The organism is Bacillus sp. FF-1 (assembly GCF_028548245.1).
GTDB classification, from domain to species: domain Bacteria; phylum Bacillota; class Bacilli; order Bacillales; family Bacillaceae_G; genus Bacillus_A; species Bacillus_A paranthracis.
In genome coordinates this window covers 822,799-836,874 of sequence record NZ_JAQQGG010000003.1, presented here as the reverse complement: position 1 = coordinate 836,874, position 14,076 = coordinate 822,799, and the positions used below count along the sequence as shown (strand labels likewise).

The following is a 14,076-nucleotide window of genomic DNA, read 5'->3' as shown; positions in this document are numbered from 1 at the left end:
GTTATCCGAAGATGATTTCGGATAACCTTTTTTACAATGAAATCTTTAAATGAAATATATTTTATCTGCATCTTATATTTATATCTCTTGTTTATTCTAGTGATACATCCGATGCGAAGTGATGTAAAACGTATAAAAGGAGAGAAATACAATGAAAAAGAAACTATTACCAATCTGTGCAATGGCACTTTTAGCAGTAGGATATTCTTCAGTAGCAAGTGCCGATACTGGAACAGTAACAAAGGAAGATGCAGCGCAAGTACAACAAGATAAGGCTAAAAAAGAAGAAGCGATTAAGATACAGCAAAAAGGTGAGGAAGAGAAAAAGAGAATAGCACAAGAACAGCAAAAAGGCGAAGAGGAGAAAAAGAGAATAGCACAAGAACAGTTGAAAAATGATAAAGCAAAAAAAGAGGCAGCACAAGTGCAACAAAAAAATACTGCAACTAAAAAAGAAGTAGCAAAGCCAGTTGTACAAGGTGAAAAATTACCAAACACAGCTTCTAATAATGTAGCAATGATGGCACTAAGCGCATGCTTTGTAGGGGTAGGGACATTATTTGGTTTGAAACGTCGCAATAAAGTTAAGGCGTAATTACAATATTGCCCTATAAAGAATGGGATAATTTCATATATTAAAAATGGTAGGTTATTCCTACCATTTTTGGCATGGAGGAATGAAGAATGAAGTTACTCAATTATATCGGTATCATATTGATGGCTATAGGACTATTTATGGGATCATATTATGCTGTGGAATGGTATAAAGGAAAAAGCTCTGCCGGGCAACTAACGAAGGAAGAAATAAAGAGCCTTAACAATATACAACATAATCAACTTTCACATGAAACCCCCGTAACTTCTCAAGTCCCTTCTTCTCAAACAGAGCATAAAGAAGGAGAAAAGGTAGCGATGTTACATATACCGAAAATAAAGAAGAAGTTTTCTGTATATTGGGGAGCGGATGATGCAACGCTGAAAAAAGGGGTTGGAATGTTCGTTAGTGATGTAACGACAACGCCATCTGGAGGGGGCCATACTGTACTAAGTGGGCACCGGGATACGGTCTTTACAGATTTAGGAGAGTTAAAAGAAAAAGATACTCTTGTTTTAGAGTATGATAATAAAACGTACACATATGAAATTCAAAAGAAGTGGATTACCCATGCGGATGATCGTACTGTTATTATAAAAAAAGAAGAACAGATATTAACACTGACGACTTGCTATCCATTTAATTATATAGGGGATGCACCGGATAGATATATTATCGAGGCGAAGTTAACTGCTAGTTATTCAAAATGAAATTATAGTTTCTGAAAGCGAGAGGGGGATATAAGTTATGGCAAAAAACATTTTAATTGTAGAAGATGAAGATATTTTGCGTGAAATATTAAAAGATTATTTTTTAAGTGAGCAATATGTAGTGTTTGAAGCAAGGGACGGGAAAGAAGCTTTAGTTGTATTTGAGGAAGAAGAGGTTGATTTAGTTATTCTTGATATTATGTTGCCGGAACTTGATGGGTGGTCCGTTTGCCGAAGAATCCGTAAAACATCCGAGGTTCCTATCATTATGCTGACGGCACGTGTTGATGAAGATGATACGTTACTTGGCTTTGAACTTGGAGCAGATGACTATGTGACGAAGCCGTATAGTCCGCCAATTTTATTAGCAAGAGCGAAAAGGTTATTAGAAAGTAGAAAAGTGACGAAGCGACTTTTAGAGAATGAAGATGATACATTATCAATTCATGGTATTCATGTCCATTTTCCATCGCGTACTGTTACGGTAGATAAAACAGACATTAATTTAACTCATACAGAATTTGAAATATTAGCGTACTTGATGAAAAATCAGGGGATTGTTTTAACACGAGAGCAACTCATTTCAAAAATTTGGGGATATGAATTTGCTGGTGACGATCGAACGGTTAATAGTCATATTCGTAATTTGCGAAATAAATTAGGAGAGAAAGCAAAGTACATTACAACTGTAGTACGAACAGGTTATAAATTTGAGGGGAATGTATGAGAAAAGGGGTTGTACTAAAATTATTTACCCTCACAACAGCATTATGTATGTTAATTTTAGCGACGATTTTTATTGGACAAACGATATTTTTTAAACAATATTACGCGAATCGAAAAGTAGAAGACATTAAAGTGAATTTAAATTCCTTCGAAAAGAATTATTTGAACTATGCAGGAAGTGCAGAAGGAATTCAGAAGCTAGAGCAAGACTTTTTAAGAGAAAATAATACGTGGATTACGACATTAGATCAAAATGGGAATTTAAAACATGCGGATGATTTTTATTTTGAGGTAACGATAGATCGTAGGCAACAAAAGAGCTTTGGACAACAAATATTCAAAATTCCCTTATACAATCTCGTCAATATAGAAGAGATTGATAATAAATCATCAGATCCATTTTTAGGACAAGAAATTTATTTTTCTGGAGTGAAAAAAGAAGAAAGTTTTATTCCATTCTCTTTTTCGCTAGGTAAGCAAAATTTGAATGGATTTAATAAACCGTTAGAAAAAGCATTTAATGAGAAAATGAGTAAATTAGATCAGGAGAAAAAGAAAGCAGCTGAGGAACAATTTGGTAAGGAAAAGAAGCCGGCAGTTCAGGAGCAAGCTGCCCAAGAACCAGATATTCACATAAGAGGGCGTGTTACGAAAGTTCAGCTTCCGGATGTAACAGGTCCTATAAATCCAATTTATAAAAATAGCATCTTTTTAGATAACATAAAAGAATTTCAAACGGATTTATTATTGAAAGAGAGCAAGCCCATACAATCTACTACACAAACAATGGACTATGAAAAAAATGATATTAAATATAAATTATTAATCAAACCAATAAAAGAAAAAGACGGATCCGTCACATATATATATGCGATGGCTTCTTTACAGCCTGTAGATGAAGCTGTACAAATGGTGCAAGATTACTACATTTACATCATTGCATTTGTAGTTGTTCTTATTTTTCTAGCTTCATTCTATTACTCTAAGCAAATCGCAAAGCCGTTATTAAAAATAAATGATACAACGAAGAAAATAGCGCATTTAGATTTCACAGAACAAATACCAATTACTTCAAAAGATGAAATTGGTGATTTATCGAAAAATATTAATGTGCTATCGAATAAACTCAATTCACATATTGGACAGCTAGAACAAGATATTGAAAAGGAAAGAAAGTTAGAAAAGACGCGGAAAGAATTCATTTCTGGTGTTTCGCATGAACTAAAAACACCGCTGAGTATTATGAAAAGCTGTATTTCTATTTTAAAAGATGGAGTAGCTGAGCATAAAAAAGAGTACTATTTTCAAGCGATGGAACGGGAAGTAGACAAAATGGATACTTTAATTTTGGATATGCTGGAGTTAGCTAAGTTTGAGTCAGGCACATATAAAATGAAAAAGGATTCATTTTATATTGATACAGTAATTGAAGATATATGTGAACACCTTTCTGTAGAAATAGAGAAAAAAGAACTTCGTGTTCATAAACATATAGGTCCATTTGAAGTAGTCGCAAATCAAGGCCGGATTGAACAAGTCATCGTAAATTTCATTACGAATGCGATACGTTATACACCAAATAAAGAAGATATTATTATTTCTACAATAGATGAGAAGGATCGTATAAAAGTATGTATTGAAAATAAAGGTACTCACATAGAAGAAGAACAATTAGATAAAATTTGGGATCGTTTTTATCGCGTGGATGCAGCTCGTCAGCGTTCGCAAGGTGGAACAGGTCTTGGGCTTGCCATTTCAAAGAATATTTTAGAACTGCATGATGCTGAATATGGAGTAAAGAATACAGAAGATGGTGTGTTATTTTATTTTTATTTACAGAAAAAAGCGTAGACAATATAATCTACGCTTTTTTAATTTATTTTCATATTATCTTTACTTAATCTTTATTTTTAAACGATATAATCTGGTTAGAAAATGAGGTTATGTAAGGAGTAGATTAGCCGTGAATAGCAATTTACTAGGTATGGTAGTATTTATTTTTCTTTGCGCATTTATTGTATTTTTAATTGATATTACGATATGAAAAAAAGAGCGCTTATTAAGCGCCCTTTTTGTTTGCATTTATTTGATAAGCATTGATGCTCTTGAATAAGCGTGGTGAAGTAAGGAATAAAAATATAAGTAAAACGGTACATAGAATATAGGAACCAATCATTGTACTACCATTTACGATTAATGAATAAAGCACAGCTGATTGACCTTTTGGCGCATATTGTCCCCAGAAAATGATACCGGCAATAAAGTGACAGAAGTAGCGGGCAAAGCTACCGATAAATGTAGCAAGGATAATATAAGCAAGAACTTTCTTTCCTTCATTTTGTTTTGATGAAGGTTTGTCTTTACGGCTACCTAAACTGGATTGTTCTAAGTTATTTTCATTAGAAGTTAAAAGTGCTTTTTGAATTGGACGATAGAATAAGCCAGCAAATCCGATAAAAGCAAAGGCAATGAAGTACTCAATGAATGCTTGAACAGGTGTTAAAATGTAAGCATCTCCCACGACAATTTGTAATAGTCCCCAAACTAAACCACCTAAGAAAGCTGATTTAAAGCCCCAGCGATAAGCGATAATAAAAATAGGAATCATAGCAAATGAAATGGAACCGCCTGTTGGAAGTTTGATTGATAATGGTAAAATGTCGATGACCATGGCGAAGGCTGCAAGAATAGCAGATTCGATCATCGCTTGTAAATTGGTGTTACGCATGTTGTCTCCCCCTAAATCCAAGTTGTACAAAAAAGAATAGATATCATAGGAGGATACGAAATACGTAAATAAAAAGAGGTATGTATTTCGGACGTTTGCACAATCCCTGCGTTAGCATTAACTAACAGGTTCGAAGGGTCGGAACGAAGTGTTCCCTCTCAGCGGCATGGCTCCCCCTGTGATAACGAGATTCTTTATTTGCTACTGTTTATTGTAAGCGAAATGGATGAGAATGGCAAACGAATACAGTATGACAATAATTGAAATAGAATTGTAGCGAAATGTTAATAAATATGAAGCAAAAGGGTATAGTACAAGAGAAATAGAGTGTGCTATAATTTTTTTGAAAATAATTATCATTCTCTTCTGAGGGGGAAGGTTATGAGCTTAGTAGATATTAAAATTGGTGAGAAAGTGTTAGTAAAAAGCGTTCAGTCGTTAGATCAATTATTAAAGAGAAGACTGGCTGCTTTTGGTCTTTCTGAAGGAAGCGAACTTCGTATGAAGCAGAAAGCGATGTTCAAAGGTCCTTGTACATTGGAGTGTCGTGGACAGTTAATTAGCATTCGTCATTGTGACGCGAAAATGATAAAGGTGGAATTAGCGTGAATAAGGTAGCTTTGCTAGGGAATCCGAATACAGGAAAGACATCATTATTTAATGCGCTTACTGGTTCTTATGAATACGTAGGAAACTGGAGCGGTGTAACAGTAGAAAAGAAGGTTGGTAAATTAAAAGATAAGCAAGGAACATTAATTGATTTACCAGGTGTGTATGATTTAAATCCAGTTTCGCGTGATGAAGGTGTTGTAACAAACTTTCTATTAACAGAAGAATTTCAGCATATGTTAAATATTGTGGATTCTTCGCAGTTCGAACGAAATATGCATTTAACGTTGCAATTACTTGAATTTGGTAAGCCGGTCTCAATTGGTTTAAATATGATTGATGTGGCGAAGCAAAGAGGAATTGTCATTGATGTAAAACGATTATCAGAACTATTAGGTGTAACAGTCGTTCCTGTCGTTGCAAGAAGTGGAAAAGGCTGTGAAGAATTACTTGCGACTCTTAAAGAAAATGATAAAAACGAGAAAAAGCCATTCATTATTTCATATGGTGTACGAATGGATGAAGGAATTGGAGAAGTAATTTCTCTTTTAGAGAAAGCGAATTATGAGCATCCGAGATGGTTAGCTCTTCAATTTTTAAGTAATAACGAAGTAGTAGAAAAAGAAATGAAAGCATTACCAATCTATAAGGAACTCATAGCCATTCGATCTCGCTTAGAAGAAAAACTTGATTGTACGTTGGAAGAGCACATTTACAAAACTCGTGAAGCGTATATTGAAAAGTTAAAAACAAATGTTATGAAGCATGAGAAAGAAGGAGAAATTCCTTTTTCAGAAAAAATTGATAGATTAATTACACATAAAATTTTAGGACTTCCAATCTTTTTAGCAGTTATGTTTTTTATTTTTCAGGTTACGTTTACGTGGATTGGGACACCGTTATCTGATATGTTAGATGAGTTTTTTGCTGGACAGCTTACGGATTGGGTGATAGCTGGGCTTACAAGTGTTGGAGCTTCTGATTTTATTCAAGCACTCGTTACGGAAGGTATTATTGCTGGTGTTGGTGCCGTATTAGTATTCGTTCCACAAATCTTTGCACTATTCTTTTTCATTTCATTATTAGAAGACTCAGGATATATGGCGCGAATTGCAGTTGTTATGGATAGAATTATGGAGTTCTTCGGTTTAAACGGAAAAGCGTTTATTCCGATGATTATCGGTTTTGGATGTAATGTTCCAGGTATTATGGCAGCGAGAACGATTGAACAAGAAAAAGAACGTTTACTTACAGTTCTTGTAACACCATTTATGTCTTGTTCGGCACGTTTACCTGTATATGCGTTATTTGCGGGAGTATTCTTCCCTCATAGTCAGGCAACTGTTGTGTTCTCCCTATATGTTGCAGGGATTGTCCTTGCGTTATTAGTTACAAAAATTATGTCTCTTACCATTTTAAAAGCGGAAAAATCTATTTTCGTTATTGAACTACCGCCTTACCGCGTGCCGCAAGCGAAAACGTTATGGCTAAGTACGTGGGAGAAAGGGAAAGGATTTGTTCGTAAAGCAGGTACATTTATCTTTGGTGGTTCTGTTGTCATTTGGCTATTAAATTATGCAGGGCCATCAGGATTTGGTGTTGATATGGGAGACAGTTTCTTAGCAATGATTGGTGGATTTATCGCACCACTATTTGCACCACTTGGCTTTGGAACGTGGCAAGCTGCAGCTTCCCTTTTAACAGGATTTTTAGCGAAGGAAGTGGTCGTTTCTACAATGGCCATTATTTATGCGGTGAAAGAAGATGTGCTTGGAAATGTAATGGGAGCACATTATACAGCATTATCAGCTTATGCATTTATGTTCTTTATTTTATTATATGTTCCGTGTTTAGCGACGGTAGCTGTTATTAAACGTGAAACAGGATCAGCGAAATGGACGATTTTCTCAGTCGTGTATCCACTCGTAGTTGCTTATGTATTAACGCTCATTATATACCAAGTTGGATCCCTACTCGGATTCTAGAAGGAGATGTATTGTGATGATGGTCAATATTATAATTGGAGCTATCATTTTTGGTTATGCAGCATACACGTTAGTTAATTTTGTAAAGAGAAGTAAAAAAGGAAAATGCGCGGCATGTTCTTTAAATAAGTCATGTCAGTCGAATACTTGTAGTCCGGATATGGAGCAAATTGCTCATAAATAGAAAAAAGCTTTTCGAATTTGAACTGAACCCAAAAAGTTAGACAAATATATTAAGCAGCTAGCTACTAAGGATTGAACTCTGTATTGCACAGGGGGCAATCCTTTTAGTTTTGCTTTAATTCCTTTGTGATTGTAGTAATAAATATAAGTTTCTAGTTCTTGCTTAAATTGTTCCATTTACTGCTTGTATTTTATCTTTTGAAGAAAATTTAGCCATAAAAAATGCACCTCCAATTGTTAATTATGTGTCTAACAATTGGGGTGCACTTCATTTCGTGAAGCTTTTTTGTTTTACTTTTTAATTTTTACAAGTTGTGATGATTCTACACCATTCTTTCCAGGGAACTCTTTACTTGGATCTTTATCGAATTTTAATACACCTACAGATTTTTCTTCACCTTTTACATTTCCGTAAGTTGCATCATCAACAATTGCGAACATGTCGGCATATGCACGGCCACTTCCGATAATTGTGTTGCCTTCATATTTTAATTTTGCTCCATCAAGTGTAGCATTTTCTACTTTTTCTTTAGCAAATAATACACCTTGTTCTGCTGTTACAGCTGGTAATTTATCAAGTGGCTTCGTGTTGTCTTTTGCATCCACTTTGTTAAGTAATTCTTTCTTCACCAGTTCTTCACCAGTTTTCTTATCCATGACAAGAACTTTTTTACCTTCTAATGTTGTCATTTTCATTTTATAGAAGTCTTTTTCTTTCACTTCTTTTTTGTTTTTATCTGTAATTTGCTGAACTTGTTCTTCTGATCCGTAAATTACAAAACCGTTCGCTTTCTCTCCTAATAAAGAACAACCTGATAATGCCCCAAGTGAAATTGCTGCTGCTAACCCGATTCCTACTAATTTTTTCATGATGATTTCTCCTTTTATCTGTTTTATAGTAAATACAATTTTTGTATTAGTTCCGAAATGATGAGAAGCTTGTTTGTTGCTTCTGGTATTAGTGTATAAGAAATAGGGAGACGCAACTATCGAGTTAGCTTACAGTAACATTACACTTATGTAATTTAGTGAAATTGCACAAAAGCAAGTTAATTTTAAAGAGGGATAATGAGAATATATTAGAAATACAATATTATATATAGAATGTCATATTATAATGGATGTATTTTGGAAATAACATGTAAGGACATATTAGTTTTGTTATAATAAACACATAGGCTGTAAAAATGAATATTCTTTACTGTAAAGGGAGATTTTTCAGTTTTCCAAGTAGTGAATTTGAAATATGAGGTATATCATAGGAGGAATTTAGATGTCTGTATTTAAACGATTAAGAGATTTAACAATGTCGAACGTATATTCATTAATTGAAAAAGCGGAAGATCCAGTTAAGATGACGGATCAATATTTACGCGATATGCAAGCGGATGTACAAGAAGCTGAGAAAAGTGTAGCCGCTCAAATTGCACTTGAGAAGAAATTCAAAATCTTATTTGAAGAGCAAGAAGCGCTTGTGAAAAAACGTGAAGAGCAAGCTCATATGGCTGTTCAAGCTAACAACTTAGATCTTGCGCGCCGTGCATTAGAAGAAAAACAAAATGCAGAGCAAAAGATGAATGAGTATAAAGCAAGCTATGAGCAAAACAAAGCTGCTGCTGATAATCTTCGCCTGAAGCTAGAAGAAATGCGTAAGCAATTAACTGAGCTGAAAAATAAACGTGAGACACTTGTAGCACGTGTAAATGCGGCGAAAGCACAAAAGAATATTAATCAGGCGATGTCTGGATTTGATTCAAACTCAGCGAAAGCTGGTTTAAGCCGTATGGAAGAGAAAGCTCTTCAATTAGAGGCTGAAGCAGAAGCAAGCGGTGAAGTGTACAAAAAAGAAAAATCATTAGATGATGAATTCGCAAGCTTAAACAAAAACTCTGCTGTTGACGATGAATTAGCTCGTATTATGAAGCAGTATGAGAAATAATATAGAATAGAGACAAATGAACCGACATGTCTAAACAAATTCATGTCGGTTTTCTATTACTTTTTAGAGGAGGTTTTGCAATGACATGGACAAATGTATTAGCCATGCTTGTATGGACTGGAGCGAGTGCAGTACTTTTATTTGCAATTATGTGGGTTGATTCGATTTTTACAAAATACAATGATTTAAAAGAAATAAAAAATGGGAATACAGCTGTAACAACTCGTTTCGTTATGAAATTATTCGCACAAGGGTACATTTTATCTCAATCGATAACGAAAGCAAATGACTTATGGCAAGCACTACTTGCATCAGCCGTTTCTTTCGTTATTTTATTAGTGGTAGAAATGTTTATCGAATTTGTGTTAAAGAAAATGGCTGGTTTAGATTTAGAAGAAGGTACGAAAGAAGGCAGTGTTGCGCACGCGATGTTGGCCGGATCATTACATATTGTGGGTGCACTTATTTTAGGTGCTTGTTTATAAAGAGAGAAGGAGGGGTAGCTCATGAGTTTATTTAAACGAATTAAAAATATAATGAAAAGCCCAGAACCGCCGAAACCAGAGAAAAGTTTGTTAACGTTAGCTCCTGGCGATATGGTTGAAGTTTCATTAGTCATGTATGAATTAATTGGGAAAACGAGTATGCATTCTCGTAAAGAAATTGTTTTAACACTGCAAGACGGGAAAGATATTCGTTATTTAAAAATTGAAGATCGTGAAAATACGTATTACAAATTATATACACCAATTGATGGTCGTTTAGATTCGATTGATGAAATTCCGACGACAATTGAGATGGATGATACAGAGTACCATATGGAAGAGCAATATAACGGACGTGTTGTTGTGATGGGGAAAACACCATTCTCAGCTTCAGAAGAACAGTATGTATGGGAGTTCCAATCGGATAATCGAAAATTATTACGTATTGAATGGCAAAATGGTCGCACAATGATGTATGAGGGAGAAGCAATTATTCCTGCTGATGTACAAATTATAAGAGCAACGTAAGGGGGCGTAATCATGTCAAACCGATTGTTTACCATGATTAAATCGTTCGTGATCCCTATACTTGCTATCGTTACGTTACTTGTTGTTGCTGGATATGCCTTATCAGGTTGCCAAGGCGGACAGACAAAGTCGATTCAAGATCGTTATCCGCTTGAATCTGTCGCAAAAGAAGGTAAACAAGAATCTTACGTGTATAGGGCCGCCAATCGGTCAGTTCCTGAAGTCGCGAAGGAACTCATGAATGAAAGAGAACCGAAGCAAGCATCTAAAGAAGACGAAAATCAAATGTTCCTCGTTTATTCTGATAAGATTTATAATCTGCAAAAGGATAAAGAGAAGCCATCTGATACGTTAATTGAAATAAGTAATAAAGAGTTTGTCCGTCAAAATTACCAACCGTCCTTCCTGCAAGGATATATTATGGGTAGTATATTAAATGATATATTCGGTTCACGAAAATCATCGTACGGTGATTATCGCGGATATAATGACAGACAAAATCATAAACCAGTTATTCCAGAGAGACCGCCTACGAAAGAAGAAAAGAAAACCCCGCCTCCAATTACGAAGGAAGGGAAAGGGTCTATCATTAAGCGTGGCGATAATGTAGATTCGAAATCTTCTGTAGGAGATACAGGAAGTATTACGAAAAAAGGAAGCAGCACGCCTCCGCCTTCTACTGGAAGCAAAGGGAAAATAACGAAAACACCAGGTGGTTCGAGCGGATCAGATGTGAAGCCGAAATCATCTATTAAAACGCCGCCAAGGAATACATCTCCTCCGAAAACGAGGGTTGGTGGTTCAGGAAAGATTACGAAGAGAAGATAGTGTAGAGACCGAAAAGTGGAAGTGGCTTTTCGGTCTTTTTTTTATTCTGGAAATTAATTCCTTATAGCTGGTATAATGAAGTTATAAGGAGGAGATTATTATGACTATGTATAAAAGATTTAGTGTAATTATGTTCCTCGTATTATTCTTAAGTTTGTTTATTAGCACAACGATGAAATTTCACTTTGTAGTAGGTATTCTATGGATACTATGTACGTGTACTCTTTTTCTATATGTTCCGCTTCGTTTCCAACAAGAAGTGCCAGCCTTTCAAAAATACGTGGCATGGATTAAGAGCGGGGGAAGATGGGGGGAGTAAAAATATATCGACCACAACTCCAAATATATCAGCGATTATTGGAATATATCGCCCGCAACTCCAAATATATCAGCGATTATTAGAATATATCGACTTACCGACAAAAATTGACAACAATAACAGAAGAGGGTGTGCCAACATATTGGCACACCCTCTTCTTTCATAATGATTAATGAATATCACGTTTCTTAAAGTTACCGCCTTTTACTTCTGCTACGTCATAAACTGTAATAAAGGCGTGTGGATCGATTTCATTAATAAGTTCTTTCATTTTACTTTCTTCTAAACGGTTAATTACACAAGAAATTTCTTTGAATTTCTCTCTAGAATAACCGCCGTATACTTCGTTATATGTTGCACTTCGGCCTAAACGATCACGAATGGTTTCTACCATCAATTCAGGCTCTTTCGTAATGATTTTAAATGCTTTCGAACCACTTAAACCAACTTCAACGATATGAATCACTTTCGAAGCAATAAAGTAAGCAATTGCCGAAAGGATAGCTCCTTGAAGACCGAATACGGTTGATACGAAAATAAATACGAACATGTTTAAGAATAAAATAAGGTCACTCGTTCCAAATGGTAACTTACGAGAAAGCAATACAGCTAGCATATCGATTCCATCTAATGCCCCGCCATTACGCAATGCTAGTCCCATACCAAAACCGATGATAATACCACCAACAACTGTAACTAATAATGTATCGCCTTCAATAATAGCTGGTATTCCGTGCATGACAACGGTACCTATTGCTAATGAAGCAATCCCGATAATGGAATAAATAGCGAAGCTTTTACCGATTTGCTTATATCCTAACCAAACGAAAGGAATGTTAATAACTGCGATTAGAGCTCCTAATGGTAATCCAAACAATCTTGAACTAACGATACTTAAACCAGTTACACCACCGTCTGATACGTTATTTGGAATTAATACTGCCTCTAATCCGTACGCTGTAATAAATGCCCCAATAATAATCATCAAAGCTTTTGAAGCGATTTTAAGCTTATTGGGCTTGTTTTTGATAATTTTCTCCATATGATTTCCTCGTTTCAAACTAGTTTCTTATTTGTTACGTCATTCACACTTAAATTTTATTTTAACATTTTATTTGAAAAAATTCTCCTTTAATGGATGTATGCAGGGAATATTATGACCATATTAACTTTAAAATATTTTTGAAATGAGTATAAGAAATCCCATCCTTTCAAAGGATGGGATGCTATTAAGAAATGATAAAACTAAGCACGGATAGGAATAAAGCAAAACCTAAAATAGTTCCACATATTTTCATATGGCGCTTACGTCCCATCACAACGATTGCAACATACTCACGAATCATTGCATTAGGCCAATAATAAAAGGCTGTCTTTGATCCAATTCCTTGGCTATTAAGACCAGCTTGTCTTGCATATATACCAGCGCGGAAAAGGTGGAAATTATTCGTTGTAAAAATACTTTTATACTTACCGTCTGGTTTTAAAGAATCCATAATTTCTTTAGAGAACAACATATTTTGATATGTGTTTACAGAGCGATTTTCTTGCACTGTATGTTCAAGCGGAATTCCTTTTTCAACAGCGTACTTTTGCATCGCTTCTGCTTCAGGAAGGCCTTCATCTGGACCTTGTCCACCAGAGAAAATAATTGTTGGTGGCGTATTCACAGCGGCTTGTTTCCAGTAAAAGTCGATCGCTTTATGAATACGACTGGCAAGTAAAGGTGGTACTTTATCATTAATTAAGCCGCTACCGAGAACGATAATGAAATCTTGATTACGCCTTGGTCTGTTGAATTGATATAGAAAATAAGCGCTTAAGAAGTTAGATAAGTGTATAAAGAAATATACGGTTATAAGAGAAATACCAGCGAAAATAGGCTGGAAATGTGATGAGAAGAAACTTGCTGGACTTATGAAAAGGAATAATATACAGAATAAAATACCTAAAGCAGCAATAAGTGTTAAACAGTTAGTAAAACGTCGGCCTTCTCGTTTCATTAAAATTCTCGCATTCAGAAATAGTCCAAACATTAAAGCAACAATACCAAAAGGAATCATAACGATAAGTGCTAAAATAGGTAAGACTATTATGTAGCCTAGGATAGTATTACTTGAGTTCCAAGAGACAAGTATACAAAACAGAAGGAAAAAACAGATAAAAGTATTAAATAAAAAACCATTTATTATTTTTCGTGGATCTTTTAAATAGGAGATAAGAAAAATAATAAACAATATAAGAGGAATGATTCCGAAAGACATAAATATAGTACACCTCAACTTGTATAAGAATTTGACATACCTTTTATATTACATGATTTTATAATTGAAAATGAAAAAAAAAGGATTTTGAATTTTCTCAATAAAATATATGGATACATATGTTACAATGTATGTAAAGCGATATATTAAAAGTAAAATGGTTGAAGAGGCACTCTA

Annotated in this window: 16 protein-coding genes, 1 pseudogene and 1 riboswitch; of the genes and pseudogenes, 12 read left to right on the top strand and 5 right to left on the bottom strand. The window is 34.9% G+C overall.

What is annotated here, in order from left to right; translation table 11 throughout:
- Positions 1-151 precede the first annotated feature (151 nt).
- The 4 genes from PQF83_RS14885 to PQF83_RS14870 all read left to right on the top strand — a co-directional run bounded on the left by PQF83_RS14885 (position 152) and on the right by PQF83_RS14870 (position 3,882).
- The gene (locus tag PQF83_RS14885) at positions 152-595 is read left to right on the top strand and encodes an LPXTG cell wall anchor domain-containing protein (protein ID WP_000728008.1); all 444 of its coding nucleotides are present in this window, start codon (positions 152-154) and stop codon (positions 593-595) included.
- Positions 596-684: 89 nt separating this feature from the next.
- Positions 685-1,305, top strand: coding sequence for a class D sortase (locus PQF83_RS14880; RefSeq protein WP_000771577.1), 621 nt, complete (start codon positions 685-687; stop codon positions 1,303-1,305).
- Between the two features lie 37 nt (positions 1,306-1,342).
- Complete coding sequence (locus PQF83_RS14875) at positions 1,343-2,032, top strand: response regulator transcription factor (RefSeq protein WP_001097107.1); 690 nt, start codon at positions 1,343-1,345, stop codon at positions 2,030-2,032.
- Positions 2,029-3,882 (top strand): sensor histidine kinase, encoded by a 1,854-nt coding sequence (locus PQF83_RS14870; RefSeq protein ID WP_001225473.1) that lies wholly within the window; start codon positions 2,029-2,031, stop codon positions 3,880-3,882. Before PQF83_RS14875 ends, PQF83_RS14870 begins: the two co-directional genes overlap by 4 nt.
- A gap of 208 nt (positions 3,883-4,090) precedes the next feature.
- On the opposite strand, the gene thiT is transcribed toward PQF83_RS14870, so the two are convergent.
- On the bottom strand, positions 4,091-4,759 hold the full coding sequence (gene thiT, locus PQF83_RS14865) for an energy-coupled thiamine transporter ThiT (RefSeq protein WP_001246599.1): 669 nt from the start codon (positions 4,757-4,759) through the stop codon (positions 4,091-4,093).
- Positions 4,760-4,844: 85 nt separating this feature from the next.
- A riboswitch (TPP riboswitch) is annotated at positions 4,845-4,946 on the bottom strand.
- Between the two features lie 194 nt (positions 4,947-5,140).
- Here thiT and PQF83_RS14860 point away from each other — a divergent pair.
- The 3 genes from PQF83_RS14860 to PQF83_RS14850 are packed head-to-tail and all read left to right on the top strand — an operon-like array spanning position 5,141 to position 7,537.
- Positions 5,141-5,368 carry a FeoA family protein gene (locus tag PQF83_RS14860; RefSeq protein WP_000060519.1) on the top strand — a complete coding sequence of 76 codons (228 nt, stop codon included), beginning with the start codon at positions 5,141-5,143 and terminating at the stop codon, positions 5,366-5,368.
- On the top strand, positions 5,365-7,353 hold the full coding sequence (gene feoB, locus PQF83_RS14855) for a ferrous iron transport protein B (RefSeq protein ID WP_001044825.1): 1,989 nt from the start codon (positions 5,365-5,367) through the stop codon (positions 7,351-7,353). Before PQF83_RS14860 ends, feoB begins: the two co-directional genes overlap by 4 nt.
- 16 nt (positions 7,354-7,369) lie before the next feature.
- Positions 7,370-7,537 (top strand): FeoB-associated Cys-rich membrane protein, encoded by a 168-nt coding sequence (locus PQF83_RS14850; RefSeq protein ID WP_000989595.1) that lies wholly within the window; start codon positions 7,370-7,372, stop codon positions 7,535-7,537.
- Positions 7,538-7,593: 56 nt separating this feature from the next.
- On the opposite strand, the pseudogene PQF83_RS14845 reads toward PQF83_RS14850, so the two are convergent.
- A pseudogene (locus PQF83_RS14845) lies at positions 7,594-7,713 on the bottom strand (IS3 family transposase); the annotation flags it as partial.
- 114 nt (positions 7,714-7,827) lie between these two features.
- Positions 7,828-8,406 (bottom strand): lipoprotein BA_5634 family protein, encoded by a 579-nt coding sequence (locus PQF83_RS14840; RefSeq protein WP_000737498.1) that lies wholly within the window; start codon positions 8,404-8,406, stop codon positions 7,828-7,830.
- Positions 8,407-8,809: 403 nt separating this feature from the next.
- Between PQF83_RS14840 and PQF83_RS14835 the strand changes: the two genes are divergently transcribed.
- The 5 genes from PQF83_RS14835 (at position 8,810) to PQF83_RS14815 (ending at position 11,635) form a co-directional block, all read left to right on the top strand.
- Positions 8,810-9,475 carry a PspA/IM30 family protein gene (locus PQF83_RS14835; protein ID WP_000110281.1) on the top strand — a complete coding sequence of 222 codons (666 nt, stop codon included), beginning with the start codon at positions 8,810-8,812 and terminating at the stop codon, positions 9,473-9,475.
- Positions 9,476-9,555: 80 nt separating this feature from the next.
- Positions 9,556-9,960, top strand: a complete 405-nt coding sequence (locus tag PQF83_RS14830) for a DUF350 domain-containing protein (protein ID WP_000220322.1) — start codon at positions 9,556-9,558, stop codon at positions 9,958-9,960.
- Between the two features lie 21 nt (positions 9,961-9,981).
- Positions 9,982-10,488: a DUF4178 domain-containing protein gene (locus PQF83_RS14825; RefSeq protein WP_000051759.1), complete on the top strand. Its 507-nt coding sequence runs from the start codon at positions 9,982-9,984 to the stop codon at positions 10,486-10,488.
- 12 nt (positions 10,489-10,500) lie between these two features.
- Positions 10,501-11,316 (top strand): DUF4247 domain-containing protein, encoded by an 816-nt coding sequence (locus PQF83_RS14820; protein WP_000071211.1) that lies wholly within the window; start codon positions 10,501-10,503, stop codon positions 11,314-11,316.
- Positions 11,317-11,416: 100 nt separating this feature from the next.
- On the top strand, positions 11,417-11,635 hold the full coding sequence (locus tag PQF83_RS14815; protein ID WP_000180098.1) for a hypothetical protein: 219 nt from the start codon (positions 11,417-11,419) through the stop codon (positions 11,633-11,635).
- 169 nt (positions 11,636-11,804) lie between these two features.
- Here PQF83_RS14815 and PQF83_RS14810 read toward each other — a convergent pair whose 3' ends face one another.
- Entirely contained in the window at positions 11,805-12,677 is an 873-nt protein-coding gene (locus PQF83_RS14810; RefSeq protein ID WP_000411240.1) for a YitT family protein, read from the bottom strand.
- Between the two features lie 187 nt (positions 12,678-12,864).
- Positions 12,865-13,899: a YdcF family protein gene (locus tag PQF83_RS14805; RefSeq protein ID WP_000007818.1), complete on the bottom strand. Its 1,035-nt coding sequence runs from the start codon at positions 13,897-13,899 to the stop codon at positions 12,865-12,867.
- Positions 13,900-14,076: the final 177 nt, after the last annotated feature.

What these genes read in the sequence shown, in the direction of transcription:
- PQF83_RS14805 (WP_000007818.1), bottom strand. Translation starts at nt 13,899, where the DNA reads ATGTCTTTCGGAATCATTCCTCTTATATTGTTTATTATTTTTCTTATC.
- PQF83_RS14815 (WP_000180098.1), top strand. Translation starts at nt 11,417, where the DNA reads ATGACTATGTATAAAAGATTTAGTGTAATTATGTTCCTCGTATTATTC.
- PQF83_RS14875 (WP_001097107.1), top strand. Translation starts at nt 1,343, where the DNA reads ATGGCAAAAAACATTTTAATTGTAGAAGATGAAGATATTTTGCGTGAA.
- PQF83_RS14870 (WP_001225473.1), top strand. Translation starts at nt 2,029, where the DNA reads ATGAGAAAAGGGGTTGTACTAAAATTATTTACCCTCACAACAGCATTA.
- PQF83_RS14850 (WP_000989595.1), top strand. Translation starts at nt 7,370, where the DNA reads ATGATGGTCAATATTATAATTGGAGCTATCATTTTTGGTTATGCAGCA.
- PQF83_RS14880 (WP_000771577.1), top strand. Translation starts at nt 685, where the DNA reads ATGAAGTTACTCAATTATATCGGTATCATATTGATGGCTATAGGACTA.
- PQF83_RS14860 (WP_000060519.1), top strand. Translation starts at nt 5,141, where the DNA reads ATGAGCTTAGTAGATATTAAAATTGGTGAGAAAGTGTTAGTAAAAAGC.
- PQF83_RS14825 (WP_000051759.1), top strand. Translation starts at nt 9,982, where the DNA reads ATGAGTTTATTTAAACGAATTAAAAATATAATGAAAAGCCCAGAACCG.
- PQF83_RS14830 (WP_000220322.1), top strand. Translation starts at nt 9,556, where the DNA reads ATGACATGGACAAATGTATTAGCCATGCTTGTATGGACTGGAGCGAGT.
- PQF83_RS14835 (WP_000110281.1), top strand. Translation starts at nt 8,810, where the DNA reads ATGTCTGTATTTAAACGATTAAGAGATTTAACAATGTCGAACGTATAT.
- PQF83_RS14810 (WP_000411240.1), bottom strand. Translation starts at nt 12,677, where the DNA reads ATGGAGAAAATTATCAAAAACAAGCCCAATAAGCTTAAAATCGCTTCA.
- thiT (WP_001246599.1), bottom strand. Translation starts at nt 4,759, where the DNA reads ATGCGTAACACCAATTTACAAGCGATGATCGAATCTGCTATTCTTGCA.
- PQF83_RS14840 (WP_000737498.1), bottom strand. Translation starts at nt 8,406, where the DNA reads ATGAAAAAATTAGTAGGAATCGGGTTAGCAGCAGCAATTTCACTTGGG.
- PQF83_RS14885 (WP_000728008.1), top strand. Translation starts at nt 152, where the DNA reads ATGAAAAAGAAACTATTACCAATCTGTGCAATGGCACTTTTAGCAGTA.
- PQF83_RS14820 (WP_000071211.1), top strand. Translation starts at nt 10,501, where the DNA reads ATGTCAAACCGATTGTTTACCATGATTAAATCGTTCGTGATCCCTATA.